The organism is Acinetobacter sp. WCHAc060033 (assembly GCF_004209125.1).
GTDB lineage: Bacteria > Pseudomonadota > Gammaproteobacteria > Pseudomonadales > Moraxellaceae > Acinetobacter > Acinetobacter wuhouensis.
The window spans coordinates 29,556-56,113 of sequence record NZ_SGSW01000021.1 but is presented as its reverse complement, the minus strand read 5'-3'; the positions used below and the strand labels follow the sequence as shown (position 1 = coordinate 56,113).

The following is a 26,558-nucleotide window of genomic DNA, read 5'->3' as shown; positions in this document are numbered from 1 at the left end:
ACTCCCTACAAAAGTATGTAAAGGACTGTATAAGAAGTCAGCAGTGGTGTATTTCAGCTCGGAGCTAATGTCTAAATTACAGGTATTTCATTGCCTATTTTTAAATTGATTTTCTTCATTAAACATAGGTCAATAGATTGATATATGCTTCGAGTATGCCTGAAACAAGAATTAGAGATTATTTAGTTTTTTAATAGTTCGATCAGGCTTTATATTTCAACATAAATAAATCAATACTTTCACGAATAATTTGCTGGGCTTCTTCGGGTGTTGGCGATGGGCGAATGCCGAGTAGCACTTCATGGTGGCGTACACCAAGTAGCAAGGACAGCATTAAATTCATTTGTTTTTCGAGTACATCTGCTTTGATAAATTTTAGTGTCGTTGCTTGTTCAAAAAAATCGAGCCAGACATCGGACATTCTTTTGTGGGATGCAGTATAAAAACGCATGGCTAAGGGGTTATTTTCACTCGCCAATTCTAAAAGTAAATGTTCAAGTTTGATGGCTTCAGGCAAGTTGATCACATTCATTGCCAATTCACAAGCTTGGTAAAACGATGCTTGAAAGTCACTATTTTCCGTTAAACGCAAAGGGCGAGCGCTGATCGACTCTTCACAGGTTTGTTCAATGGCGCAGGTAAACAGCGTTTCTTTGTCTTGAAAATGGTTATATACCGTAAGTTTGGTCACGCCTGCTTCTTGAGCAATACGATTCATACTGGAACCGTGATAGCCCAATTTTAAAAACAGCATTTTTGCTGCTTCTACAATATGTTTGCGTTTTTCTAAGTCCTTTGGACGTCCAACAGTTGTTTGCACAATAATTTCCAAAAAAACAAAAGTGGTCAATTACAAGATACCGTATTCACAATTATTGTACCATGCAGTATATTAATTAAAAAATGAACAATTGAAGTTTTGTCGCATTTTACAGATGAAATGCCATTCTAGCTTCACTCGTCATTCTATTTTGCCCTAAAAAATGCATTTGAATAAGAGCCTTGCCTATGCGTAGTCTAAATTTGATGGTCACAAGCTTGTTGATCTTGTGTAGTGTCACCGTAGTGGGGTGTAGCAAACCTGCACCTGAAGCAGAACAAATTCCATTGGTGATGGTTGCTCAACCTGCAACTTCACATGAAGATCAAAAAAGTTATGCAGGTGAGGTGCAAGCAAGACAACAAACGGCATTGGCATTCCGAGTCGGTGGGCAAATTACTGAACGTTATGTCGATGTTGGCGATCGTGTCAAAGTTGGACAAGTGTTGGCAAAACTCGATGTCAAAGACGCACAACTACAATTGAATTCAGCCAAAGCGCAGCTTGAAAGTGCGCAGTCGGCAGCCAAAGTTGCTGCAGATGAATTTAAGCGTTTTCAACAGCTTCTTCCGATCAATGCCGTGAGTCGTTCACAATATGATTCAGTCAAAAATCAATACGATGCTGCGCAGGCAAGTTTAAAGCAAGCACAGTCTAATTATGATGTATCCGCCAATCAAACTGGCTATAACCAATTGATCGCCAATAAAAATGGGGTAATTACGCAACGCAATATTGAAGTAGGGCAAGTGATTTCAGCAGGGCAAGCAGCGTATCAATTGGCAATTGATGGTGACCGTGAAGTGGTCATCGGTGTACCTGAGCAAGCGATTTCAGAGATTAAAGTGGGGCAAAATGCATGGATTACTTTGTGGTCTAAACCGCAAGATAAGTTTGCTGCCTATGTTCGAGAAATTTCGCCTGCAGCAGATCAATCACGTACCTTTAGTGTCAAAGTGGCTTTGAAAGAAGGGCAGTCAGCGATTCAATTGGGGCAAAGTGCGCGGGTATTCTTTAATCAAAATATTCAAAATGTGTTAAGTGTTCCACTCTCAAGTGTATCTTCAAATACTGATCAGCCTTATGTTTGGGTGGTAAATTCAGATCAAACCATTCATAAAGTGAATGTAAGCTTGGGTGCGTATGGTCGTGACAGTGTTCCTGTTTTGAGCGGTTTAAATGCAGGGCAATGGGTGGTTGTTGGTGGCGTGCATTTATTACGTGAAAAGCAAAAAATTAAACCGATAGATCGTGAAAATCGTGCTGTTACCATTCAAAAAGGAGCATGAGTATGAGTCTATTTCACTCCTTTAATTTGTCTGAATGGGCACTCAAAAATAAAGGTTTGGTGCTTTATTTTATGATCTTGCTCGGTATCGTCGGGCTATTTTCCTATTCAAAACTCTCTCAAAGTGAAGACCCACCGTTTACCTTTAAAGTGATGGTGGTACAGACCTATTGGCCAGGTGCGACAGCGCAAGAAGTGTCTTTACAAGTCACCGATAAGATTGAAAAAGAATTGATGAGTACAGGCATGTACGACAAGATCATGGCGTACTCACGTCCAGGTGAGTCGATGGTCATGTTTATGGCAAAAGATTCATTAAAATCGAGTCAGATTCCTGATGTTTGGTATCAAGTCCGTAAAAAAGTTGGTGACATCAAAACTCAGCTTCCTTCAGGCGTTCAAGGTCCATTTTTTAATGACGAATTTGGTGACACATTCGGCAATATCTATGTACTCACAGGCAAAGATTATGATTATGCCACTTTGAAAGAATATGCAGACCGCTTACAGCTTCGTTTACAACGGGTTAAAGATGTCAGCAAAGTGAATTTGGTTGGTTTGCAAGATCAAAAAATCTGGATTGAATTGTCTAATACCAAAGCTGCGCAAATGGGCATTCCTGTTACGACGATTCAAGCTGCTTTGGCAAAACAAAATAGTGTCAATAATGCAGGTTTTTTTGAAACGGGAACTGATCGTATTCAAGTCCGTGTCAGTGGTGCCTTACATAGCGTTGATGATCTGAAAAATATGCCGTTATTGGTTGGTGATAAAACCATTCAATTGGGTGATGTGGCAGAGGTCTATCGCGGATTTAGTGATCCTGCGCAACCGCGTATGCGCTTTAATGGTGAAAATGGTATCGGGCTCGCCGTGTCGATGCGTAAAGGTGGTGACATCATTGCCTTAGGGAAAAACTTGGAAACAGAATTCCAAACTTTACAAAAGACTTTACCACTTGGCATGGAACTGAAAAAAGTTTCTGATCAGCCTGTCGCGGTACAGCGTAGTATTCATGAATTCGTCAAAGTTTTAGCCGAAGCCGTGATTATTGTTTTATTGGTAAGTTTCTTTTCCTTAGGATTTAGAACAGGTCTGGTGGTGGCATTTTCTATTCCATTGGTCTTGGCAATGACCTTTGCGGGAATGAATTTATTTGATGTTGGACTGCATAAAATCTCCTTAGGTGCTTTGATCCTCGCCTTAGGACTATTGGTCGATGACGCCATTATCGCCGTTGAAATGATGGCGATTAAAATGGAGCAAGGTTATAGCCGAATGAAAGCGGCAGGATTTGCATGGACCAGTACTGCATTTCCGATGTTGACAGGAACTCTAATTACCGCAGCAGGCTTTTTACCGATTGCCACAGCAGCATCAAGTACAGGGGAATATACTCGTTCGATTTTCCAAGTGGTGACTATTGCACTGGTTGTTTCATGGTTTGCAGCGGTGATTTTTGTCCCGTATTTGGGTGATAAATTACTGCCTGATTTTACTAAAGAGGCACAAAAAGCGCCGTGGTATCAGCGCCTCTTAGCACGCTTACGCAAACAACCTGAACCCCAACCTGTAATTCATCATACAGGTGAGCATTTCGATCCGTACCAGTCGAATTTTTATCAAGGCTTTAGAAAGGTGGTGAATTGGTGTGTGAGCTATCGTAAAACAGTGATTGCAATTACTGTGGGTATCTTTGTACTTTCAGTTGTCATGTTTAAATTTGTACCACAGCAGTTTTTCCCACCCTCGAATCGTGCTGAAATCTTGGTAGATTTAAAGTTGGAAGAAGGTGCATCTCTGACAGCAACTGAAAATGCCGTGAAAAAAGTGGAAGCATTCTTAGCCAAGCAAAAAGGCATTGATAATTATGTGGCTTATGTGGGGACAGGCACACCACGTTTCTATTTGCCATTAGATCAGCAAATGCCACAAGCCAGTTTTGCACAGTTTGTGGTCTTGGCATCTTCTTTGGATGATCGTGATGAAATCCGTAAGTCCTTAGATACGCAAATTCGTCAATTACTGCCACAAGTGCGTACTCGTGTGTCTTTGTTGGAAAATGGCCCACCTGTGGGTTATCCATTGCAGTTCCGTGTGTCTGGTGAAGATATTCCAACCGTGCGCCAAGAAGCACAAAAAGTCGCGAAATTGATCAGTGAAAATCCAAATACCACCAATGTGCATCTGGATTGGGGTGAGCAAAGCAAGATTATTTCACTCAATATTGATCAAGATCGTGCACGTCAAATGGGAGTCACTTCCGAGGACTTAGCCAATTTCTTAAATAGTTCAATTTCAGGGGCGATCATTAATCAATATCGTGAAAAACGTGAATTGATTGATGTACGTATCCGTGGGGATCAGGCTGAACGAATTAATGTTGAAGCATTATCAAGTTTGGCTGTACCGACCAGTAATGGCACTACAGTCCCATTGGCACAAATCGCGACACTACAGTATAAGTTTGAAGACGGTCTTATCTGGCATCGCAATCGTTTACCGACCATTACGGTACGTGCAGATATTCGAACCAAGTTACAGCCTGCAACGGTGGTGAATGAGTTGACTGAAAAAATAGATCAACTCCGTGCAACCTTACCAAGTGGTTATTTAGTTGAAGTTGGAGGAACCGTTGAGGAATCTGCCAAAGGGCAAACGTCTGTCAATGCAGGGATGCCATTATTCCTTGCTGTGGTCTTTACCTTGTTAATGATTCAGTTGAAAAGTATTTCACGTTCATTTATTGTGTTTTTAACAGCACCTTTAGGTTTAATCGGTGTGGTGTTATTTCTACTCTTATTTAACAAACCATTTGGCTTTGTGGCGATGCTGGGCACGATTGCACTGTCAGGTATGATCATGCGTAACTCTTTAATTCTGATTGATCAGATTGAGCAAGATATTCGCGCAGGCCACAATCAATGGGATGCGATTTTAGATGCAACTGTACGTCGAGCACGCCCGATTATTCTTACTGCTTTGGCAGCTGTACTGGCAATGATTCCACTTTCTCGGAGTATTTTCTTTGGACCGATGGCTGTTGCAATTATGGGAGGCTTAATTATTGCGACGCTTTTAACGTTATTTTTCTTACCTGCGCTTTATGCAACATGGTTTAAAGTGAAAAAACCTGTCGAAAATACATAAATTTTTGTGAATATTAGGTGCGAAATATTGAAAATTTCAATATAGTAGCACTTAATCTTTTATAGAAAATAACACAGGAAATTTCGTTGCATAATAACGCTATATAACAAGAGTCGCTATGCAATGAGTTTGAGGTCAAAAGCGCACATGGGGCAAACAAATTTAGAACAGCATCGTAGATATATCACGAGTGCTTATTTGTTGATGTTCCTCGCATTATTTACGGTAATTACAGCGGTGCTCGCCTACTGGTTAGCACGTAAAGTAGCGGTGGTGGATGATGCTGAGGTTTGGATTCATGCACAAGCATTGTGGATTATGCGTAATGCTGTCATTTTTTTGATCCTTGCTGCTTTTGCTGGACTGTGGTTTATTCCGCTCATCTTCTTTTATTGGGATAGTATGATTTGGGTGAAAGCCTGTACCGTTGCAGGTGTAGTCTTTAGCGCAATTGCATGGTTATTTTTACTGAATGTTTGGTTTCAGGGATTTAGTAAATATATGCAGAAAAAAGCTGTTTTTTAAAAAAATTCAATATTCAAACTTGTAAAAAATAACATCGCCCCCAATTTACTCTGCATAGAAGTATTATCAAATTTTGTGGAGCATCGCCAATCATGGCTAAACGTGATTATTATGAGGTTTTAGGTGTTGCTAAAACCGCTAGTGATGATGAAATTAAAAAAGCCTACCGTAAGATGGCGATGAAGTATCATCCAGACCGTAATCCAGACAACGCTGAAGCTGAAGAAAAATTCAAAGAATGTGCAGAAGCATATGAAATTCTTTCGGATAGCGATAAACGCAGTGCTTATGACCGTATGGGACATAGTGCCTTTGAAGGCGGTATGGGCGGTGGTGGCTTTGGCGGTGGTTTCAGTGCCGAAGACATTTTCAGCCAGTTTGGTGACATTTTCGGTGGCGCTTTTGGTGGTGGTGGCCGTGGTCAGCAACGTGCGCGCCGTGGCTCAGATTTACGTTATGTGATGGAATTGACGCTAGAAGAAGCGGTTAAAGGCGTGAAGAAAACCATTACTTTTACTGCACCTGCACCATGTGATGTGTGTGATGGTAAAGGTTCTAAAAATCCAAATGATGTTGAAACGTGTAAGACTTGTCATGGCGCTGGTCAAGTGCGTATGCAACAAGGCTTCTTCTCAGTACAACAAACCTGTAGCACATGTCGTGGTCAAGGCAAGATCATAAAAAACCCTTGTAACACTTGCCATGGTTCGGGTGTAAAAGACCGTCAACAAACTTTAGAAGTGACCATTCCTGCGGGTGTGGACAATGGTGATCGCGTTCGTTTATCTGGCAAAGGTGAAGCGATTCGTGATGGTCAGTCAGGTGATTTATACGTTGAAGTGGTTGTTCGTGAACACGAGATTTTCCAACGTGATGGCGCAGATCTCTATATGGATGTACCTGTCAGCATTGCCGATGCTGCTTTGGGTAAAGAGCTTGAAATTCCAACCTTAGATGGTCGTGTCAGTTTGAAAGTACCTGAGGGTACTCAAACAGGTAAAATGTTCCGTCTACGTGGTAAAGGTGTAAAACCTGTTCGTACCAGTATGCAAGGTGATTTACTGTGCCGTATTGTGGTTGAAACGCCAGTGAACTTAACCAGTCGTCAACGTGAGTTATTGAAAGAACTTCAAGCGACAATGGAAAGTGATGACAATAAATCTTCACCGAAGAAAAAATCATTCTTCGATCGTTTATTTGATTAATTTCAATATTCGATGAAATAAAAACGGAGCTTAAATTGCTCCGTTTTTTTATGGTTTATTTTTGATTTTTAAATGTCTAAAACTATTTATTAGGTGTAACTTCAAATTCATGATCATCGGGGGCCGCATCAATTTCATCCTCATCTTGAGGGAGGATAACAGCAGGTTTTGTCGTGGTGGTGGTTTGTGTTTCAGTATTTTGCGAATCGGGTGTTGTGGTATCATCTGCCCATACATGTACATAACTTATTGATAAAATTAGACCTAGTATTATTTTTTTAAGTTGCATTACATTATCCTTAATACTCAATTTTCAGTGTTTTCAAACAAGGCTTATTCTAATTAAATTTTTAAAATATTTTATATTTTTGATGTAAATGAATCGTGGTGTTTTATTTGATTTTATGGATTCTGTTAGGTTGTTACTTGATTTAAAAAGTAAGAGGATACGGGTATATCCTCTAAAGATGATGCTTGAAATGTCATTATTCTAAAATCGGTGCATCAATGTCTTCAACGCGGACTTCAGGTTGTGGTTCAGATGTCGATGTCGGCGTTGCTGCGGGTTGAGTCGTTGTGGTCGGTTGTACTTCAGGTGCAGATGCTGCCCAAGTTGTTGTAGCCATCATTCCCATGATAAGTGCGAAAGCGATTTTATTCGAATGCATATAGATCTCCTTATAAATCATTTTATTTTCATTCGTGGCATGTAGTCTGCTGTGTGATTTTTGCACTTTGATGAAAATGGCTTAATTAGGTCTTAAATTTTTAGCCTTTTAGCAATGCTTGTTTTTAAAATCAATTACTTTGATTGTAGATCAGTAATTTTTTACTCCAAATTTTCAAGGGGCTGAAAAAACTTCATAGTATTTTTAACGATCTAACTTAGCCTCGGTTCAGAGTTTTGCTATAGTAGGCACAATGTTTAAATTTAGATTTAGGAAGATCAACATGTCAGCAACTCCACGCATTGGTATTTTAGGTGCAGGTGGTCGTATGGGTCGTACATTGATCCAAGCGGTACAACAAGCAGGTTATCAATTGGCAGCAGCCGTTGAACGCCCAGAAAGTTCGCTCATTGGTGCAGATGCAGGTGAGCTTGCAGGGATTGGCGCAGTGGGGATTAAGGTTGTTGGCAGCTTAGAAGAAGTGCTCAAAGATGTGGATGTGGTGATTGATTTTACTGCACCTGCGGCAACTGAAAATAACTTAAAGTTATGTCGTGAAGCGGGCGTAGCCATGGTCATTGGTACGACTGGTTTTTCAGATGAGCAAAAGCAAGTTTTAAATGAATCTGCGACGCAAACACCTGTGGTCTATGCTGCAAACTATTCGGTGGGTGTGAATGTTTCAATCAAATTACTTGAGCTGGCTGCAAAAGTGTTTGGTGATACGGTGGATATTGAAATCATTGAAGCACATCACCGTCACAAAGTAGATGCGCCATCAGGTACAGCATTGATGATGGGTGAAGCGGTTGCTGATACCTTAGGTCGTGATTTGAAAAAAGTGGCTGTCTATGGTCGTGAAGGGCATACAGGTCCACGTGAGCGTGAAACCATTGGTTTTGAAACCATTCGTGGTGGTGACATCGTGGGTGAACATACGGTGATGTTTATTGGTGAAGGTGAGTGTGTAGAAGTGACGCATAAAGCGACCAGTCGTATGAACTTTGCTTCTGGTGCAGTGCGTGCAGCAGCTTGGGTTGTGGGCAAAGATGCAAAAAAATACGATATGAAGGATGTTTTAGGCTTAAATGATATTCAAGCTTAAAACACAATCCGCTATGATTTAAAACAACGATAGCAATTTGAATAAAAAAATGAAAAAAACAGTGATGTTTTTTGCAGGTGTAGTCAGTGCCATGAGCCTGACTGCACAGGCAGTAGCGCCAAGTGATGCAAAACTTAGCCTCGACAAAAACAATATCAAAGTATGGACTTTTAAAGATCCGAAAAACACGGTGATGTCTTATAAGGCAGAAACTACGTTGGATGCACCGATTGAACGTGCTGTCGCATTGGTTTTAGATGTCAATAACGCGCCAAAATGGGTACCGAATGTGGCAAAAGCCGAAGTACTGAGTCGTGATGATGCCAAAGGTGAGTTCACTTTATATATGGTTTTGGATTTTCCATTTCCATTGAAAGACCGAGATATGGTCGTCAAAGGCAAAATTGCCAAAGACAGTAATGGTGTGATTAGCATTAAAAATAAAGCGATTACACAAGGCAAAGCAATTGATGCCAATTTTATCCGTTTAAAAAATTATGAAGGTGATTGGACGTTCCAAAAAGTTTCGGCTAATAAAGTCAAAGTCAGTACCACAGGTTTTGCTGATCCTGAAGGTTCGATTCCACAAAGTGTGACTAATATGTTGGTTGAACAACAGCCTTATCAGATGTTGCAAAAGATGAAAGCAGAATTGGCAAAAAATAAAGCATTGCCTGCTTTACCTGCTGTTTTAAAATAATGTTCTAAGCCGAGATTTTCAAGATAAATCAAAAATTTGGATTACAAGGCATGGCCTAAAAAGCGTAATAAAAAATCCCACAATATCAATGATTGTGGGATTTTTATACTTATTAGCAAACAGTTTCAGTCATGGCTGGTCTCGACATTTTCATTTGGATCAAAACCAAAATCAATGCCAATGCTGTGAGGACAGCGCCTGTAATAGACACAGCCGCATAGCTCATTCCCATACTGAGAACTGCACCACCTGCGGCAGCACCAACCGCATTACCTAGGTTAAACGCTCCGATATTCACTGAAGATGCCAAGCCGGGTGCTTCATGCGCTACAGCCATGACGCGCATTTGTAAAGGAGGGACAACCGCAAAGGCTGCTGCGCCCCATACAACCAATGCCAATGCCGCACCCATCTTGGTTTGTGCAAGAATCGGAAATAGCAACATCATTGTCATTAGCAACAATAAGAAGCCTGTAAGTGTTTTGGTCAAAGACAAGTCTGCAAATTTGCCCCCGAAATGATTACCGATGGAGAAACCAACCCCAATCAAAACCAACATCATGGTGATAAAACTTGGACTGGCATGGGTAATATTTTGCAGTGTTGGGGCGATATAAGTGTACAGGGTAAACATCGCGCCTGCGCTCATGACAGTGGTGAGCAAGGCAAGGACGACAGGTTTACGGGTTAACACTTGTAGTTCAGCTTTGACATTGGGACGTTGTCCAACGGCACCCTCAGGTAATGCTTTCCACAATGCCAACATGGTGATGACACCTAATCCCGCAATTGCGGCAAATGCCATGCGCCAACCAATATTTTGTCCCACCCATGTTGCCAAAGGTACACCGCCAATATTGGCAATGGTTAAACCCATAAACATCATTGCAACTGCACTGGCTTGTTTATCTTTCGGCACGACACTGGTCGCGACGATTGAACCGATACCAAAGAATACGCCATGATTTAAACTGGTGAGAATCCGTGCGCCCATCAAGCCCCAATAGCTTGGTGCAATCGCGGCTAAAATATTGCCAATCGTAAAAATACTCATGGCAATCATCAGTGCTTTACGCCGTGAAAAGTGTCCAAACCATAAGGTCATGATCGGTGCGCCAATCATGACACCCAAAGCGTATGCAGTGATCAGCATGCCTGCGGTGGGAATGGAAATATTCAGATTTTCAGCGATTTGTGGCAAAAAGCCCATTGGTGAAAATTCTGTAGTGCCAATAGCAAATGCACCGATGGCTAGGGCGAGGAGGGGAAAGTTAATTTTCATGAATTGATTCTCTTAATCCCATTTAGGCGCTAGATTTTCGGGATTTACTTCACGCCCATTTCGCTCTAAGGCTTCAATCATTTGCATTTCTTCAAGGCTTAATTGAATATCTTGAGCTTTTAAATTTACAATCAAATTTTCACGTTTGGTTGATGATGGAATCACAGAAAAACCACGTTGTAATGCCCAAGCTAAGGCAATTTGTGCAGTTGATGCCTGATGGTTTTTGGCGATCTCATTCAACACAGGGTCATTTAACACTTTGCCATACGCCAAAGTCATATATGAAGTCACATCAATATTTTGTGATTGTAAAAAATTCACCAATTGATGATTCTGCAAATATGGACTGAGTTCAATTTGATTGGTGGCAATATTTTCAATGCCCACAGCATCAATGGCTTGTTGAGTTAAATCAATATTGAAATTTGAAATCCCAATATGTTCAGTTAAACCTTGTTGTTTAGCCTCGAGCAGATTGTGCATCATTTCTGCGACAGAAATTCCTAAACTCGGTGCAGGCCAATGAATCAGAGTGAGATTGACTACATCCGTTCTGAGCTTTTGTAAGCTGTCTTTTAAACTTGGAATAAGCTTGTCGGCTGCGTAGTTATCTGTCCAAATTTTCGTGGTGATAAATAAGTCATTTCGATTCACAGAGCTTTCAGCAATGGCTTGTCCGACTTCTGCTTCATTGCCATAGATTTGTGCGGTATCAATCGCACGATAGCCAACCTCAAGTGCTGTTTTGACAGAATCAATCACAGTTTGTCCTGTTAGGCGAAATGTACCAACACCAAATTGGGGGACGATTTTATTCATGGGAGATGCTTCATTTTTAGTTACGGCTATTTTGTAGTTTTTATTGTTGCTAAAAAATAGGTGAATATGCAAAATATTGTTGACTATTAATCAATAATAATTGGTGTGTTACAATATTGATTAAACTTTTTTGAACAGCCTAAACTTGTATTGGTTGTGAGTTATAGTACTAATTTATAAATGATTTTAATTTTTTCAAAAGTTGCTTTCCGTTTGAAAGTATAAGGAATATGGTTTTACAATAGGGGAAAAATTTAACTGAAAACCTCCCTCATCCTAACCTTCTCCCAAAGGGAGAAGGGACGTCCAATAAATTTTTACAGACGATAGAAAGCTTAGAAATTTGCATATCACATAAGGATGAAGCTAATGAAATCCACCTTAGAAGAATTACAGGCATTTATTCACATTGTCGATAGTGGTTCGATTGTCGGTGCAGCTGAGCATTTGCAACAAACCACATCAGGTGTCAGTCGAGCTTTGCAACGCCTTGAATCTAAACTCAATGTGACTTTGTTGGAGCGTACTACACGTAAGTTAAAATTGACCCAAGAAGGGCAGTTATTTTTAGAAAAAGCCCGAAAAATTATCCATGATCTGAATGAAGCAGAAGATGCTTTACTCAAATCAGATAGTGATACATCGGGTTTGATCCGAGTGGATTCAGCCACTCCTTTTGTGTTACACGTGGTTGCACCATTGATGTCTGAATTTGTTCAACTTTATCCAGATATTGAAATTGAGTTAAATACCAATGAGCAAATTATTGATTTATTAGAGCATAAAACTGATGTGGCAATTCGTTTTGGTGAATTGAATGATTCAAGTTTACATGCCAGATTATTATGTAAAAGTCGCTTATATATTGTTGCAAGCCCTGAATATTTAGAACGGAATGGTTATCCTGAAAAGCCTTTAGACATTTTAAAGCATGCACAAATTGGCTTTAGTAAAGGCGGTCATCTGAATACATGGCCGATTCGTGTCAATACGGGTGAAAAGCTTGTTGTGAGACCCAAAATTAAAGCTTCCAGTGGAGAGACGGTGCGCCAATTGTGTTTGCGTGGGCATGGAATCGCACGATTATCTGAGTTTGAAATTTCGAAAGATTTAAAACAAGGTCATTTGATCGCGCTCTTTGAAGATCAAATTGAGCTGTATGAACAGCGCATCCATGCGGTGTATTATCAGCAAGAGCACTTGCCAAAACGTGTCCGTTTATTTATTGAGTTTTTAGCGCAAAAGCTGTCAAAGTATCGATAGTTTTTTGTGGAGGTAAGTCCAAACTGAGCAAGCTTTGGCTGTTTCCTTGCGCTTTGTTCAGCAGTTTGATCTCAAAATGTTGTGCTGAATTTTGCTGACATTCAAAATCCAAATTCTGCTGTATTGGCATGTTAATACGCATGTTGACATCACTGCTGACACGATAGCTGTAGGCTCTGTTTGCCGCTGTGTGATGTAAATTCGGTTGTAAATGATCAAGTTGATATTCACCCAAACGCTGTGTTTTTAAAAAGCCTTCGATCAAAGATTTACAAATAAAATGTTGTTGCTGAGCAGCTTGGTTGACTTGCTGTGGTTGGCATGCACTCAAAATCAAAGCTGTACCGATGAGGGTGATTATTTTCATTATTTTCTCCTTTCAAATGTATCCAGTGATAAAAATTGGCTGTGAAAGAAGCATAAATCTGTTAAGTTTATAGATACAGATACAACAAATATTAAAATTTGGGTACAGATATGGCTTTTCAATATCAGGCTTTAGCGCAACAGATTGCACAGAAAATTTATAGTGGTGAATTGGCAACAGGACAGCGTTTAAGTTCATTGCGCCAATTTGCAACTTTACAAAACATTAGCTTGAATACGGCAAAAAGTTGTTATGAATTGCTTGAAGCGCAAGGCTTGATTTATGTCAAAGAAAAGTCAGGTTATTTTGTCCAAACACAGCAAAAAACACCAAATATTGCACTGCCTGATCATCCCGATTTTAAGTCCAAATCCCGTGAAGTTTCTAACTTAGAGTTGCAAATTCAAATTCATGAAGCCTCTGCCAATAATCGTCTGATTCATCTCGGATCAATTCAATTATCACCGAATTTTATTCCGATTGAAGCACTTCGACGTTCGATTCAACGTGCATTAAAGCATTGTAAGCCTGAGGATTTTTTATATAACAATCGACAAGGTCATCCACGTTTGCGTGAAGCGTTGTCAGCGCATTGGGCAGAGGATGGTTTTTATATCGACAAGGATGATATTTACATCAGCAATGGCTGTATGCCTGCATTGTCAGTGATGATACAAAGCTTTAGTAATGAAGGAGATAGCATCATTGTTCCAACACCTAACTATAATGGTCAGTTGCAATTGTTGGCATTATTAAAAAGAAAAATCATCGAAATTCCTGCAAATACTGAAGGTTTTGATATCGAGCGTCTTGAACAGGTGATGCAAAACTCAGGGGCAAAAGTATGTTTACTGACGGCTAATTTTCAAAATCCTTTGGGTTTTTGTTTAAGCAATGAAGAGAAAGAAAAAATTGCCCAATTGGCTGAAAAATATCAATGTTATGTGATCGAAGATGATATTTATGCGGAGTGCAGTTTTGATGCTAAACGCCCTTTACCGATTAAATATTGGGATCGGGCAGGTTATGTGATTTATTGCAGTTCGATTTCTAAGTCTTTATCACCATCTTATCGAGTAGGGTGGTTTTGTTTGCCTCAGCGTTTGAAACATTTACATGCCACGCTGATTTTGCAAAATGACTCTGTCAATATGCCCTTACAGTTAGGGCTTGCCGATTTGATTTTCAGTCGAGCTTATCGGCAACATTTAAGTGAATTGCGTCCTAAACTCATGGCGCAGGTTGAGCAATATCGACAGTTTATTTCTCAGGCTTTTTATGGGGTTGAGATTCGACTGAATCAGCCACATGGCAGTTATGCGTTGTGGTTGCAACTGCCAAAACAGATCGACAGTTTAGCCATGTATTATTATGCGCAACAGCACAGCATCAATATCGTCCCTGGCTTAATTTTTGGTGAGGATAAGCGCTATAACAATTGTATTCGTTTAAATGCAGGGCATGAGTTATCGCAAGAGATTCAGGATGCGATTGTGTTGTTGGCAGATTGGGTCAGAGCGCAATTGTCTGTAGAAAATGTGGCTTAGGATTCATACATTTTTGAATCCCTCCCAACCTCCCTTTTCCAAAGGGAGGAGCTTTTCATTACAAAAAATCATTTTAGTTACAAGAAGTTTTCTTCTTTTTCCTTGCGCCATATATGGCTCAGGGAGAAGGTTAAAATGAGGGGCTTTTAAATAGCAAACCTCTCCCTCTTACAAAACTCGATTCTCATCCCATAAGGATGAAAACTTTCAATATTGAGCTGAATTAATTTGGAATCAACTTTCGTAAGAAGTTTACTATTTTTGAGCTAGCACAGCCCTATTTGCTTTACAGAGTTTAGATTAATTTGCGTAGGCGAAGCCTCCCTTTTGAAGGATCAAAAGGGACAAAAATCCTTTGTTGGGCGAGGGATACATCCTATATCCCCGCCCAACGGCGACATCCATGTCGCCTAACGCGATAGCGCCGCTAGTTTGAATTCATTATTGGCAATTGTTTTTTGAGGTTAACTGATGATATTCGGCTAACCTATATTTTGAAAAAGGGAAATAGACTAAAAATCCGCTTTCAATACAATCCGATAACGTGCCTGACCTGAATGTAGTCGCTCCAAAGCCTCGTTAATTTGTGACATTGGATACAATTCAATTTGCGGGGCAATGTTTTTACGTGCTGCGAATTGCAACAATTGACGTAAAGCAAAAGGTGAACCTGTCGGAGAGCCTGTCACCGATTTTGCACCACTGATCAGTGTACCCGCAGGAATTGGCATCGGCTCAAGTACCATACCAAGCATGTGAATCGTGCCATTTGGGGCGAGGGTATTCAGATAAGATTTCCAATCCAAACTGACATTGACCGTGCATAGCAATAAATCAAATTTACCACGTTGGCTTTTTAGTGCATCCGCGTCACGGCTATTCACCACATGATCTGCACCCATCGCTTTGAGTTCTTCAGTCTTGTCCAAACTTGAGGTAAATGCAGTAATTTCGCAGCCCCATGCTTTGAGCAGTTTGATTGCCATGTGTCCTAAACCACCGATGCCAATCACACCGACATGGTGAATCGCTTGGATTTGATGTTTTAAAATCGGGTCAAAAACGGTAATCCCACCACAAAGCAGCGGACCTGCACTTTCAGGGTCTAAGTCTTCAGGAAGTGGAATAATCCATTGCCAACCTGCACGAACTTTATCTGCAAATCCGCCTGCATGACCGACAATCGTCGCTGTTTTGTCACCTGTACATAGCACTTGTTGACCACTGACACACGGGTCACAGTGTTGACAGCTTTCCGCAGTCCAACCTATTCCGACACGTTGACCAACCTTTAAGCCTTTGGCTTCAGAACCAAGTTGGGTGATTGTTCCAATAATTTCATGACCTGCCACCACAGGATAAACTGCATTGCGCCATTCATTATTAATCACTGAAACATCAGAATGGCACAGCCCGCAATATTCAACTTTCACTTCGACTTGATGCGCTTGTAACTCACCTGCATCAAAATCATAAGGTACAAGTGTAGCACCTGCTTCCAAGGCTGCATAAGCGTGAATGGTATTATCTGTCATTTGAATCCTTCCTATTTTTTTAATGTTGAAAATTAGCGTGATATACAATCATTTTCGTGATCATTGACCATGCCGACTGCCTGCATAAAGGCATACATGGTGGTCGGTCCTACAAATTTAAAACCATTTTTCTTTAAGCTTTTTGACATTTTTTGGCTGATGTCAGTCTGTGCAGGGGCTTGTTTGTAATCAGGCACATCATTGATTTGCGGTTGTTGTTCTACAAAATCCCATAACCATTGCACCATGTCGATGCCTTGCGCTTTCATGTTTTGCCATGCAATCGCATTGTCACGAATGGCTTTGAGTTTACCAATATGACGAATGATTCCCGCATCTTGTAATTTATATTCGAGATGTTGATCAGTCAGATTGGCAATGTGTTCGATGGAGTGTTGGAAGAAATGTTCTCGATAAGATTCACGTTTTTTTAACACAGTAATCCATGATAGCCCTGCTTGCTGTCCTTCTAGGCAGAGCATTTCAAAAAGATGCTGTTCATCTCGATTGACTTTGCCCCACTCATGATCGTGGTAGTCGATATAAAGTGGGTCATCGGAGCACCAACCACAGCGTTTAATTGTCATCGTTGTTGCTCCTGCTACTGTATTTTATTTGAATCAAAGAGATAAATTGAAAGTGTATGCTATAAGCTAAAGCTCGTCCATTGGTCATTTTTATTATCCCAATATGACAGTTCTGCCTGTGGTAAATCTGTGAATTTTACCCAAATATCTTTGCCTGTTTTATCAGCAAAACCTGTACTGATCAATAAGGCTTCCTCGGTAATTTCCATGATCCAACCTTGATGGCTTAGTCCATTTAAGACAATTTTTTGCTGATTGCCTGATTCTGCAAATTTAACCAAACGTTCGATCAACGCTTCTGACATGAAATTTTCCTAAGTCTATTTTTCAACTAAAAACTTTACAACATATTAACGCAAATACGGGTAAGGATTGACTGCGCCACGTCCTTTACCATTTAAGTATAATCCATAGTGCAAGTGAGGGGCAGTGTGTCGTGCATTTCCTGTATTGCCAACGTAGCCAATTAACTCGCCACGTTTGATATAGTCACCTTCTTTCAAACCACGTCGATGATCATTTAAATGCGCATAGTAGTGATAGGCACCGCTTGGACCGAGTAACCAAATCACTTTGCCACCCAAGTTATTATTTCTTAGGCTCATGATCACACCTTCGGTACTACTGTACACTTTTGTTCCACGTGAAGCCATGATGTCAATTCCTTCATGAACTCGCCCTGAACTACGTGATGCATACCAAGTATCTGTTAGCTTTTGGGGTTTTACACCATCAACGGGTATGGGTAAGCGATTGGGCATCGGCATGGCTTTTAAGCGATTGATTTGTTCAATCGGTAACTGTGGTTTGCTTGGTGTTGTTTTTTTAGGAGCAGTGGTACATGCACTTAAAAGAATGGCAATAAAAGCAAGAATGCAAAGTTGAATGCTACGGGACACGAGAAATCCTTATTTGTAATTCTTCAATTTTTAAAATGGGTGAGTTGCAAAATGAACATATTAAAATTGAAAATTTAAGCCGAAAACCCGTGTCTGACTATGTCATAGATTGCTTGCTGAGATCAATTTTTTCATGGCTGTAGGAATGCCCATTTGTGTAGCTTTTTGTGGCGAAAGCCATTCACCGCCAAGTTCAGCCAAAAGATATTCTTTTTGATCATTTTCAACTTGGAAAATATGCGCATTTAAAATCCAAGTGAAATGGGTAAAGCTATGTGAAATTTGCACAACTTCAGTTTTAGAAACTAATTTTAAACGCTGACAAAGTTGATCAAATTCAAGATCATTTTCAATAATCGGCAGACTCCATAAACCACCCCATAAACCTGAGTGAGGACGTTGTTGCCACAGCCATTGTCCCTCAGATTCGATTAACAGTACTTTTGCAGTTTTTACAGGGACAGCTTTTTTCGGCTTCTTATAAGGCAGTTCTGTTTCTAAACCTTGCGCATGTGCTTGGCAATGTTGTTGCATCGGGCAGTATAGACATAGTGGTTTTTTCGGCGTGCAAATGGTTGCACCTAAGTCCATAATCGCTTGGGTATAGTCATGGTTGCGTTCAGTCGGGCATAAGTCTTCTGCACGTTGCCACATTTCCCGTTCATGAATCGGTTTACTGAGATCATCTTCAATGGCAAAAAAACGTGCCAAAACTCGCTTCACGTTGCCATCCATAATCACGCCGTATTGACGTAAACCAAGTGACATCAGTGCACCACCTGTAGAGCGTCCAATGCCTGAAAGTTCCATCCACTGCTCTAGATTTTCAGGAAAATGTCCTTGTTGGCTGACCACACCCGCAGCTTTATGTAGATTACGTGCCCGTGCGTAATAGCCCAAGCCTGCCCAATAGGGTGCAACTTCATCCCATGAGGCTTTGCCTAAGTCATCCACTGTTGGAAAGCGTTCTATAAAGCGATCAAAATATTGCAATACAGTTTTCACTTGTGTCTGTTGCAACATGATTTCAGAAACCCAAACTTTGTACGGATCATCCGCCACTTGCCACGGCAGATCATGACGACCATGTTGATCGAACCATGTAAGGAGTGCATCTGAAAATGAAAATTGCGACATATTGATCATGAACGAGGGAGGAAAAACTTGAGCTTTAGTATAGCGAAATGTACTGTTGGATGAGATGGATTTATTTTAAAGCTAAAAGCAAAGAAAGACGACGATGCGCCTTCCTTTGAGTATCTGAATTGATTTATCTTGAGAAAAAATTAATTTTCAGCCACTACACCCCAACGTTTATCTAATTTCAAAGCTTGATTTGGATAACGTGGAATAATGTGAATATGGAAATGTTCCGCTTGTTCTTCACCAAAAACATTACCATCATTAAATGCGATATGAAAACCTTCAGGTTGATAACGAAGTTTTAATTCATTACGTGCCAACTCAAGAAGTGTCGATAAACTCTTACGCTCTTTTTCAGTCACATCAAAAAATGATTCAACATGACGTAAAGGGATAATGACAGAATGTCCCTTGGTTAAAGGATTCAGTTCTGGAAGAATGACGCCAAATTCATTTTTATCAATGATATCGAATTCATCAAATTCACAATAAGGGCATTTTTTTTCAGTCATTTTTAAGTCCTCTTTGTCTATTTTAAATCGACTTATTCAGCATTTTTATTATGCCAATGTACGATCTAAAAGGCTGTACATTGCAGCCAATCCAGTTTTTTCAGCCTCTTGGTTATAACCTAAATCGACACCATTGGCTTTGGCACGTTCATCGGCTTGTGGGTTACTAAAGCCATGTTTTGCATCTTTGAGTACGATGACTTCAGATTTAACTTGAGCATTGCTCATTTCTTGTTTAAATGATTCAACATCTGCTAAAGACACCATACTGTCTTTTTCACCATGTAGAACGAGAACCTCAGCTTTAAAAGTTTCTTGTTCAGCAGCTTGTTGGGCAGATAAGTTGGCATGGAAAGTCACGACTGATTTTAGCTCAGCACCTGAACGTGCCAAATCTAAAATCACTTTGCCACCATAACAGAAGCCGATAGCAGCAAGGCGTGTTGCATCTACTTCAGGTTGTGCAGCAAGTGTAGCTAAACCTGCGGATGCACGATCTACAATGGTTCCAGCTGTTTGAAATGTTTGCATCATCCATTCATTGGCTTGTGATGCAGTTGTAGTCACGTTTTTATTGCCATACATATCAATTGCCAATGCAGCAAAACCATGTTCAGCAAGTTCACGAGCACGTTGTTCTGTATATTCGTTACGTCCCCACCATTCGGGTGAAACAATGACACCTGCAACAGCTTGTGTAGATTCAGGTGCAGCAAAATAACCGATGAGCGTTGTGCCATCTTTTGCTTGATATTGAATTTCACGGGTTGTTATTGCATGAGCCATCTGTTAAATCCTTGTATATCAGTGAGAATGATCTTGATTAAAGCATAAATAATAAGAATTCAAATGACTAATTTACGAATACTTACGATAGAAATGTGAGAAATTATGAATCTTATAAAAGTAAAAAAGGCATAAAAAAGAAGGTGTTTTAAACCTTCTTTTTTATTTAGTGAGAATTAGAAGCTTGTTAAACTTTCCCTCTGGAAAGAAATCCAACAATTGCAAGAATCACTGCAATCACCAGTAGAATAATTGCAAATTCTTTTGATAATCCTGCGACACCACCGAAGCCAAATAAACTTGCAACTAAGGCGATTACAGCAAAGATAATAGCCAAACGAAACATATTCTAATCTCCGTTTTGTTTTTATGTCATTTTACTATAGGTATAAATGGCAACAGGGTTTGTGATGTTGTGTTTAGTTCATGTGAAAAAAACATTTGATATCTACACATGATGAGATAGAGCTTATTTATGAAATTTTTACTGATTTTATTATGTGTTAATTCAACTAAAATAAAGGCTCAATGATCGAGAGGTGATAACTTAAAAATTAAGCTCTACCTCTAAAAATAAACCCAAAAGCGGCTAAAATGGCAGCGAGAATTAAAAATAAAATTCCAAATTTTTTAGAGATACCCGCAAGATCGTAGAACCCTAATAAACTGATGATTAAAGCAAGGATCATTGCAAAAATTGCCCATCGAAACATTGTTTTACCTCCATCTCTGATTGACAAGTTGAGTATAAATTTTCTTCGATCTCGCTGTTGTTGCGTTCTGTGTAAAAAATGTGATGAATGTCTTGATATGTAATCCATTTGTGATGTTTTATATTTTCTCGTTTATATTGTTATAGCAGTATAATATATCCATTATTTCATGTAATTGAATGGCTTTATGACACTCGAAATTCGTCCGCAATTTTGGAAAAAATATACTCTCACCGAGTTAAATCAAGCTGAGTGGGAAGCATTGTGTGATGGTTGTGGTTTGTGTTGTTTAATCAAACTTGAAGATGATGAAACGCATGAAATTGCCTATACCAAAGTGGCGTGTAAGTTATTGGATTGCCAAACAGGGCATTGTTCAGATTATGCAAACCGTTTCCAGCATGTACCAGACTGTGTACAACTTACACCTGAAAAATTAGAACACATTCATTGGTTACCTTCAACGTGTGCTTATCGACGTGTGTATGAAGCCAAGAACCTACCCAATTGGCATCATTTAATCACTGGTTCTCGACATAATGTGATTAAGGCAAGAAAGTCAGTCGCAGGACGTTGTATTTCGGAAACAGATGTCGATGAAGACGAAATTGATGAATATATTGTACGTTGGGTACGTTAAATTGGTTATACAATATTTAAAATAATAATTGATAATCATTATCAAATGGTAATATGATCAATCAATTTCAAATTTTAGCTATAATCGAAATGATTGTTGTAAACGTGTTGTGGAAAAAATTTGGCTTTCATCTATTGATAATAAGCCTTTGTTTTAGTGCTGCTTTGAATGTGTTTGCAAAGCCTGATTTAAAGCCATTGGGTGAAAATATCGCTGATCAAGGTTCGCAGTATTACCAATTTAAAGTTCAAAATTTCCAATCAGCTGATCGTTTACGCAATTATAAAGTATGGTTAGCGATCCCTAAGCATCACAATAAAAATCAATCATTACCAGCACTCTATCTGCTGGATGGTAATTCAGTCATGTCACGTTTAGATGAGCAACTGCTGAAAAATCTATCTGAGCATGATCGTCCAGCACTTATTGCCATTGGTTATCAAAGTAATTTACCTTTTGAATCGGCCTCACGTTCAGTGGATTACACTCCGCCTGATGAATCAGGAAAAATCACGCCTGATCCACGCAATCCTGAACGGATGGCGGGCGGAAGTCATCCGTTTAGGCAGGTCATTTTTGAGCAGATCATACCTTGGGTGAATACTCAAGTGAAATTGGATGTACAACGTACGGCACTCTGGGGACATTCGTATGGCGGGTTATTTGTTTTAGATACTGTCTTGAATGCACACCAAAATGAGCAAAGGTTCTCTCATTATTTTGCCGCGAGCCCATCATTATCTTGGGCAGATTCTCGAATGTTAAAAGCGATTCAAAATGCTCAAATTGATTGGAAAAAAGGGCAAAAATTGCTGGTGATGGAAGGAGATCTTATTCAGTCTAAAGGTGAGCGTATGAGTCCAAATGCAGACAGTTTAATGATTGAAAATAATCGTCAGGCGGTGCGCGATCTTGCCGATAAAGGTGTTGAGGCAAAATTGATGTTGTACCCACATTTGAGTCATGGGCAGGTATTCCAAGCGTCATTGATGGATGTTTTAAACAATCGTTTATTTTAATTTTATCGCTATTACTTAGTTTGTGCTGATTCATTTTATTCGCTGAATTTTAACTGTGAAAATATCCTATTTAATGCTTTCCATAGTAGACTAGGGAAAGCATTCACCAATTAAAAAAGCAGCATGTCAGACACCAATATTCCACTTCCTGAGCGCCTACGTCCACGAGATTTGTCTGAAATTATCGGGCAAGATCATTTGCTTGGTACAGATGCACCTTTACGCCAAATGATTGATCAAGGACATTTGCCCTCAATCATTTTTTGGGGGCCACCAGGTGTGGGAAAAACCACGATTGCGCTATTGCTTGCACAAGCAGTCGATCGTCCATTTGTGAGTTTGTCTGCACTCAACACAGGCGTTAAAGAACTCCGTGAAGTGATTGCTGAAAGTGGTGATTTGCTGACCCCTGTGGTTTTTATTGATGAAATCCATCGTTTTAATAAGTCGCAGCAAGATGCTTTATTGAATGCTGTCGAAAAAGGCAAAATTACTTTAATTGGTGCGACCACTGAAAACCCATCTTTTGAAGTGAATAGCGCATTATTGTCACGTTGTCAGGTCTACACCTTAAAAGCATTGGACAATGAAGCGATTGAAGAATTGATTCGTCGTGCTATTCAACAAGATCAATTTTTGCAAGAACGCCATATTCAAATTGAAGAGTTTGACGCACTGATTCAATTTGCTGCTGGTGATGCACGTAAAGCATTAAATTTGATTGATTTGGTTGCCAGTACCTTTGAACCTGAAATTGAAAATATTGTCACCAATGCGATTGTCGTCAAAGTCGCACAGCAAAATATTGCACGTTATGACAAATCGGGCGAGCAACACTACGACCTTGTTTCAGCATTTATCAAATCAATTCGTGGTAGTGATCCAGATGCGACTTTGTATTGGATGGCGCGCATGTTAAAAGGTGGTGAAGATCCCGTCTTTATTGCGCGCCGTATGCTGATTGCTGCATCAGAAGATATTGGAAACTCGAATCCAAATGCACTGTTATTGGCTGGAGAATGTTTCCGTTCGGTACAGGCGGTTGGAATGCCAGAATGCCGAATTATTCTTGGACAATGTGCGGTGTATTTAGCAACCAGTGCTAAGAGTAATAGTACCTATTTAGCCATTAACAAAGCTTTAGAATTGGCAGAGCGTACGTCAAATTTACCTGTACCATTACATTTAAGAAATGCGCCAACCAAGTTAATGAAAGAACAAGGTTATGGTGTGGATTATCTCTATCCGCATAATTATCCAGAACATTTTGTCCGTCAGGAATATTTGCCACCAGAGTTAAAGGGCACAAAATTGTACGAATCTGCACGTAATAAACGTGAGGTTGAGGGTGAGCGTTTACAGCAACGTCGTTGGCAACAGGAACAGCAACAACAGTAATTTTGTTTTGTTACTGCTGAGGTATATTCTAAAATTTCTAAGCAGGATTCTTTGTCGAAGGTCACAGAAAGGTTTAAAATATGGCTAAAATTTGAATTAGGCTGATTTCATTTAAAAACAGTTCATTGGGATTAATGGGCATTTTAAATGAATAGACATGTTATGAAATTATCTGCTTTAATTTTGGCTGTATTATTTACGCTACCGATGATCAGCCATGCTGAAGTATCTACAAACATAACTTCACGAGTTCAAACGAGCCAAACCACAGCACCGCTCAAAACGTTATATCAACAAAACTTTGCACAGCAACAATCCATTCCGACAGGTTGGCGGATTCCTGGTAATAATCCAGGTACTGTTCATGTGGAAAATGGCACATTAAACATCGATGGTCGTGCCAATGCCTCAGCACCAACCACAATTCTATTGCCACAAAATTTAGAAAAACAACAAAATTATCGCATTGATTTTGAATTCACTTTAGACCAGCCTGTGAATCGTTCACGTTGGGGCAGTGTGATCTATGATGTGACAGAAACGCAGGGTGTGATTCCGAACAGTTATTATCAATTTACACTACGTGCTGATACGTCTGCAAAAAATGGGACTGAATTTGGTCGCCGTAAAAGTAATGGTTCATGGGATGTGATTGAAACCAAAGGCTATTCTGAAAATATACATCCAAATCAGTGGTATAAAGCAAGTATTGTGGTTTCTGGACAACGTGTACAACATTATTTAAATAATCAACTCATGCAAGACACTGAAATTGAGAAATTATCTGCCAAAGGTGGAATCGGTTTTTCAGCGACGGGCTTAATTCTTAAAATTAAAAAACTACACGTTTTTGAACAAGTAAGTACCTTGCCAGAATTAAAGAATAAAGTAATACAAGTTCAAGACATTCCGAGCAATGTCGGTTTAGCCCCGACCATTATTCAGACGATTGTTAGTGCAAATAGTGCAATGAATATTGCCAATCAACAGTATTATCAACTTGATGCCAATTTAAACTTAATTGATCAAGCGGGACAGCTTGTAGAACATTTGCAACACTATCTCAGCAATCCAAAACGTCAAACTATTGCTGTATTAGAAGTCAAAGATATTCAGGTTCTAGAGGCTTTAAAATTATTCTCAAAAACACAAGACATTAGCGACATTACCTTATTGTCAAAGAATGAAGAGATTTTGAAATCGGCTCATCAACTGGTTCCTCAAGTCCGTACCACTTTAGATCTAAGTGCCGAAAAATTAAAAGATAATCAGCAAACATTATCTAATATTTTACGACGTACCAATCAAGCCTATGCACGAATCGTGATATTGCCAGAAAACCTCGCCAATAAATCCAGTATCAGTTTTATTCAACGGCATTTGATGACCGTGTGGATGAAGTCTTCCACCAGCCAAGTACAGGATGTAGCTTATATTTTAACGTCTGGCGTGAATGGTGTGATCACGACGCAGAGTCCTTTGTTCACGCAAGTTTTACAGCAATTTCCAAAAAATACGTTATTACGAAAACCTTTTATTATTGGGCATCGTGGGGTTCCTGATTTAGAAGATGAAAATACCTTAGAAAGTGCCAAACATGCGGTAGTATTGGGAGCTGATATTGTTGAAAATGATATTTATTTGACTAAAGATCAACAGCTTGTAGTGATGCATGATGCGACGGTTGATCGTACGACAACTGCAACGGGCAAGATTGAGGAGATGACACTTGCTCAAGTAAAACAACTAAAAGCCAAAAATAAAGGCTATCAAATCCCAACCTTAGCCGAATATTTTTCAGCATTTAAAAAAAATCCTAACTTTGTATTAATGATTGAAATGAAAAGTGCTAACCCTGCTTTAGTGCCCAAAATGCAGGAAGAAATTAAAAAATACCAAGTTGAAAATCAGGTGGTAACGACTTCATTTAATACGGCTCAAGTTGCGCGAGCTCAGTCTCAAATTCCAGAGATTTCTCGAGGTCTATTGGTGGGAAATATGCAAAATAGCCGCAGTGTTTTAGCCAATGCCAAACAGATTAATGCAGATGTTCAAAAATATAATTCGACCTATAATCCAGCGTATCGTGCAGATTTAATTGCTCTTTTGGAAAATACTAAACATCGTGGTATTAGTTTTTGGCCTTGGGCTTTAGATGCGGAAACCTTTAAGAAACTCTATATTGCAGGGACTTATGGGATTACCACTAATTCATCACAGCTTTATTCTAAATACATCGTTGATATTCAAGCACCGAAAAGTGCTCAAGTTCAAAGGGGGAATCCTGTATCTATGAATGTAGAATTAAAACAACAGGATGGTCAAGAATTGAATGAAGTGACGGATCATTTTGTTGTTTTAGCGGGTTCGCCACAATATGAGTTTAAAAATGGTCAGTTGTATTTTCTAGAAAAAGGAACTGCTTATATTTTGGCGGGTTATAAATATCAAATGGATGCACAGAATTATTATCAAATTTTTTCTACGCCCGTGAAAGTTACGGTGAAATAGAAGAGATACAGTTTGTTTGTATGTGATTTAAAATAGCAAGGAGAGCACTTAAAAGTGCTCTCCTATACAAATA

Annotated in this window: 27 protein-coding genes; 12 read left to right on the top strand and 15 right to left on the bottom strand. The window is 39.6% G+C overall.

Annotated features, from left to right (window positions below; genetic code table 11):
• Positions 1–202: 202 nt before the first annotated feature.
• Positions 203–820 carry a TetR/AcrR family transcriptional regulator gene (locus EXE10_RS11165; protein WP_130113414.1) on the bottom strand — a complete coding sequence of 206 codons (618 nt, stop codon included), beginning with the start codon at positions 818–820 and terminating at the stop codon, positions 203–205.
• 188 nt (positions 821–1,008) lie between these two features.
• Between EXE10_RS11165 and EXE10_RS11160 the strand changes: the two genes are divergently transcribed.
• From EXE10_RS11160 to dnaJ, 4 genes are all read left to right on the top strand, one after another.
• Positions 1,009–2,109 carry an efflux RND transporter periplasmic adaptor subunit gene (locus tag EXE10_RS11160; RefSeq protein WP_130113413.1) on the top strand — a complete coding sequence of 367 codons (1,101 nt, stop codon included), beginning with the start codon at positions 1,009–1,011 and terminating at the stop codon, positions 2,107–2,109.
• A gap of 2 nt (positions 2,110–2,111) precedes the next feature.
• Entirely contained in the window at positions 2,112–5,258 is a 3,147-nt protein-coding gene (locus EXE10_RS11155) for an efflux RND transporter permease subunit (RefSeq protein WP_130113412.1), read from the top strand.
• Between the two features lie 147 nt (positions 5,259–5,405).
• Positions 5,406–5,783 (top strand): hypothetical protein, encoded by a 378-nt coding sequence (locus EXE10_RS11150; RefSeq protein WP_068973358.1) that lies wholly within the window; start codon positions 5,406–5,408, stop codon positions 5,781–5,783.
• A 92-nt stretch (positions 5,784–5,875) separates the two neighbouring features.
• Complete coding sequence (gene dnaJ / locus EXE10_RS11145) at positions 5,876–6,988, top strand: molecular chaperone DnaJ (RefSeq protein ID WP_068973359.1); 1,113 nt, start codon at positions 5,876–5,878, stop codon at positions 6,986–6,988.
• Between the two features lie 82 nt (positions 6,989–7,070).
• On the opposite strand, the gene EXE10_RS11140 is transcribed toward dnaJ, so the two are convergent.
• Both EXE10_RS11140 and EXE10_RS11135 read right to left on the bottom strand, forming a co-directional pair.
• Positions 7,071–7,277, bottom strand: coding sequence for a hypothetical protein (locus EXE10_RS11140; protein ID WP_130113411.1), 207 nt, complete (start codon positions 7,275–7,277; stop codon positions 7,071–7,073).
• Between the two features lie 196 nt (positions 7,278–7,473).
• On the bottom strand, positions 7,474–7,656 hold the full coding sequence (locus EXE10_RS11135; RefSeq protein WP_087553359.1) for a hypothetical protein: 183 nt from the start codon (positions 7,654–7,656) through the stop codon (positions 7,474–7,476).
• A 283-nt stretch (positions 7,657–7,939) separates the two neighbouring features.
• Here EXE10_RS11135 and dapB point away from each other — a divergent pair, with 283 nt between their 5' ends.
• Both dapB and EXE10_RS11125 read left to right on the top strand, forming a co-directional pair.
• A complete protein-coding gene (gene dapB / locus EXE10_RS11130) occupies positions 7,940–8,761 on the top strand; it encodes a 4-hydroxy-tetrahydrodipicolinate reductase (RefSeq protein ID WP_130113410.1) in 822 nt (273 codons plus the stop codon).
• A gap of 49 nt (positions 8,762–8,810) precedes the next feature.
• Entirely contained in the window at positions 8,811–9,461 is a 651-nt protein-coding gene (locus tag EXE10_RS11125) for an START domain-containing protein (RefSeq protein WP_130113409.1), read from the top strand.
• A gap of 112 nt (positions 9,462–9,573) precedes the next feature.
• Here the strand turns inward: EXE10_RS11125 and EXE10_RS11120 are convergent, their stop codons facing one another.
• Positions 9,574–10,743 (bottom strand): MFS transporter, encoded by a 1,170-nt coding sequence (locus EXE10_RS11120; protein WP_130113408.1) that lies wholly within the window; start codon positions 10,741–10,743, stop codon positions 9,574–9,576.
• Positions 10,744–10,755: 12 nt separating this feature from the next.
• Positions 10,756–11,565: a 2,5-didehydrogluconate reductase DkgB gene (dkgB, locus tag EXE10_RS11115; RefSeq protein ID WP_130113407.1), complete on the bottom strand. Its 810-nt coding sequence runs from the start codon at positions 11,563–11,565 to the stop codon at positions 10,756–10,758.
• A gap of 369 nt (positions 11,566–11,934) precedes the next feature.
• On the opposite strand from dkgB, the gene EXE10_RS11110 reads away from it, so the two are divergent.
• Positions 11,935–12,828: a LysR family transcriptional regulator gene (locus EXE10_RS11110; RefSeq protein ID WP_130113406.1), complete on the top strand. Its 894-nt coding sequence runs from the start codon at positions 11,935–11,937 to the stop codon at positions 12,826–12,828.
• Here EXE10_RS11110 and EXE10_RS11105 read toward each other — a convergent pair.
• Positions 12,788–13,195 (bottom strand): hypothetical protein, encoded by a 408-nt coding sequence (locus EXE10_RS11105; RefSeq protein WP_130113405.1) that lies wholly within the window; start codon positions 13,193–13,195, stop codon positions 12,788–12,790. The genes EXE10_RS11110 and EXE10_RS11105 overlap by 41 nt on opposite strands.
• Positions 13,196–13,305: 110 nt before the next feature.
• On the opposite strand from EXE10_RS11105, the gene EXE10_RS11100 reads away from it, so the two are divergent.
• Complete coding sequence (locus tag EXE10_RS11100) at positions 13,306–14,742, top strand: PLP-dependent aminotransferase family protein (protein WP_130113404.1); 1,437 nt, start codon at positions 13,306–13,308, stop codon at positions 14,740–14,742.
• A gap of 512 nt (positions 14,743–15,254) precedes the next feature.
• Here the strand turns inward: EXE10_RS11100 and ahr are convergent.
• From ahr to EXE10_RS11055, 9 genes are all read right to left on the bottom strand, one after another.
• Positions 15,255–16,277, bottom strand: coding sequence for an NADPH-dependent aldehyde reductase Ahr (ahr, locus tag EXE10_RS11095; protein ID WP_130113403.1), 1,023 nt, complete (start codon positions 16,275–16,277; stop codon positions 15,255–15,257).
• Between the two features lie 32 nt (positions 16,278–16,309).
• Complete coding sequence (locus EXE10_RS11090) at positions 16,310–16,864, bottom strand: DNA-3-methyladenine glycosylase I (protein ID WP_130113402.1); 555 nt, start codon at positions 16,862–16,864, stop codon at positions 16,310–16,312.
• A gap of 59 nt (positions 16,865–16,923) precedes the next feature.
• A complete protein-coding gene (locus EXE10_RS11085; RefSeq protein ID WP_130113401.1) occupies positions 16,924–17,169 on the bottom strand; it encodes a hypothetical protein in 246 nt (81 codons plus the stop codon).
• Between the two features lie 45 nt (positions 17,170–17,214).
• Positions 17,215–17,763, bottom strand: coding sequence for a M23 family metallopeptidase (locus EXE10_RS11080; protein ID WP_087553368.1), 549 nt, complete (start codon positions 17,761–17,763; stop codon positions 17,215–17,217).
• Positions 17,764–17,865: 102 nt separating this feature from the next.
• A complete protein-coding gene (gene mutY, locus EXE10_RS11075) occupies positions 17,866–18,900 on the bottom strand; it encodes an A/G-specific adenine glycosylase (RefSeq protein WP_130113400.1) in 1,035 nt (344 codons plus the stop codon).
• 149 nt (positions 18,901–19,049) lie between these two features.
• Positions 19,050–19,418, bottom strand: a complete 369-nt coding sequence (locus EXE10_RS11070) for an HIT family protein (protein ID WP_068973374.1) — start codon at positions 19,416–19,418, stop codon at positions 19,050–19,052.
• Positions 19,419–19,466: 48 nt separating this feature from the next.
• Entirely contained in the window at positions 19,467–20,204 is a 738-nt protein-coding gene (locus EXE10_RS11065) for a dienelactone hydrolase family protein (RefSeq protein ID WP_130113399.1), read from the bottom strand.
• A 187-nt stretch (positions 20,205–20,391) separates the two neighbouring features.
• Entirely contained in the window at positions 20,392–20,550 is a 159-nt protein-coding gene (locus EXE10_RS11060; RefSeq protein ID WP_130113398.1) for a DUF1328 domain-containing protein, read from the bottom strand.
• Positions 20,551–20,758: 208 nt separating this feature from the next.
• Positions 20,759–20,917 (bottom strand): DUF1328 domain-containing protein, encoded by a 159-nt coding sequence (locus EXE10_RS11055; RefSeq protein ID WP_068973377.1) that lies wholly within the window; start codon positions 20,915–20,917, stop codon positions 20,759–20,761.
• 187 nt (positions 20,918–21,104) lie between these two features.
• On the opposite strand from EXE10_RS11055, the gene EXE10_RS11050 reads away from it, so the two are divergent.
• From EXE10_RS11050 to EXE10_RS11035, 4 genes are all read left to right on the top strand, one after another.
• A complete protein-coding gene (locus EXE10_RS11050; RefSeq protein WP_087553371.1) occupies positions 21,105–21,557 on the top strand; it encodes a YcgN family cysteine cluster protein in 453 nt (150 codons plus the stop codon).
• Positions 21,558–21,646: 89 nt separating this feature from the next.
• A complete protein-coding gene (locus tag EXE10_RS11045; RefSeq protein ID WP_130113397.1) occupies positions 21,647–22,576 on the top strand; it encodes an alpha/beta hydrolase in 930 nt (309 codons plus the stop codon).
• A gap of 123 nt (positions 22,577–22,699) precedes the next feature.
• Positions 22,700–23,974, top strand: coding sequence for a replication-associated recombination protein A (locus tag EXE10_RS11040; protein WP_130113396.1), 1,275 nt, complete (start codon positions 22,700–22,702; stop codon positions 23,972–23,974).
• 162 nt (positions 23,975–24,136) lie between these two features.
• Positions 24,137–26,485, top strand: coding sequence for a glycerophosphodiester phosphodiesterase family protein (locus tag EXE10_RS11035; protein WP_130113424.1), 2,349 nt, complete (start codon positions 24,137–24,139; stop codon positions 26,483–26,485).
• Positions 26,486–26,558 lie beyond the last annotated feature (73 nt).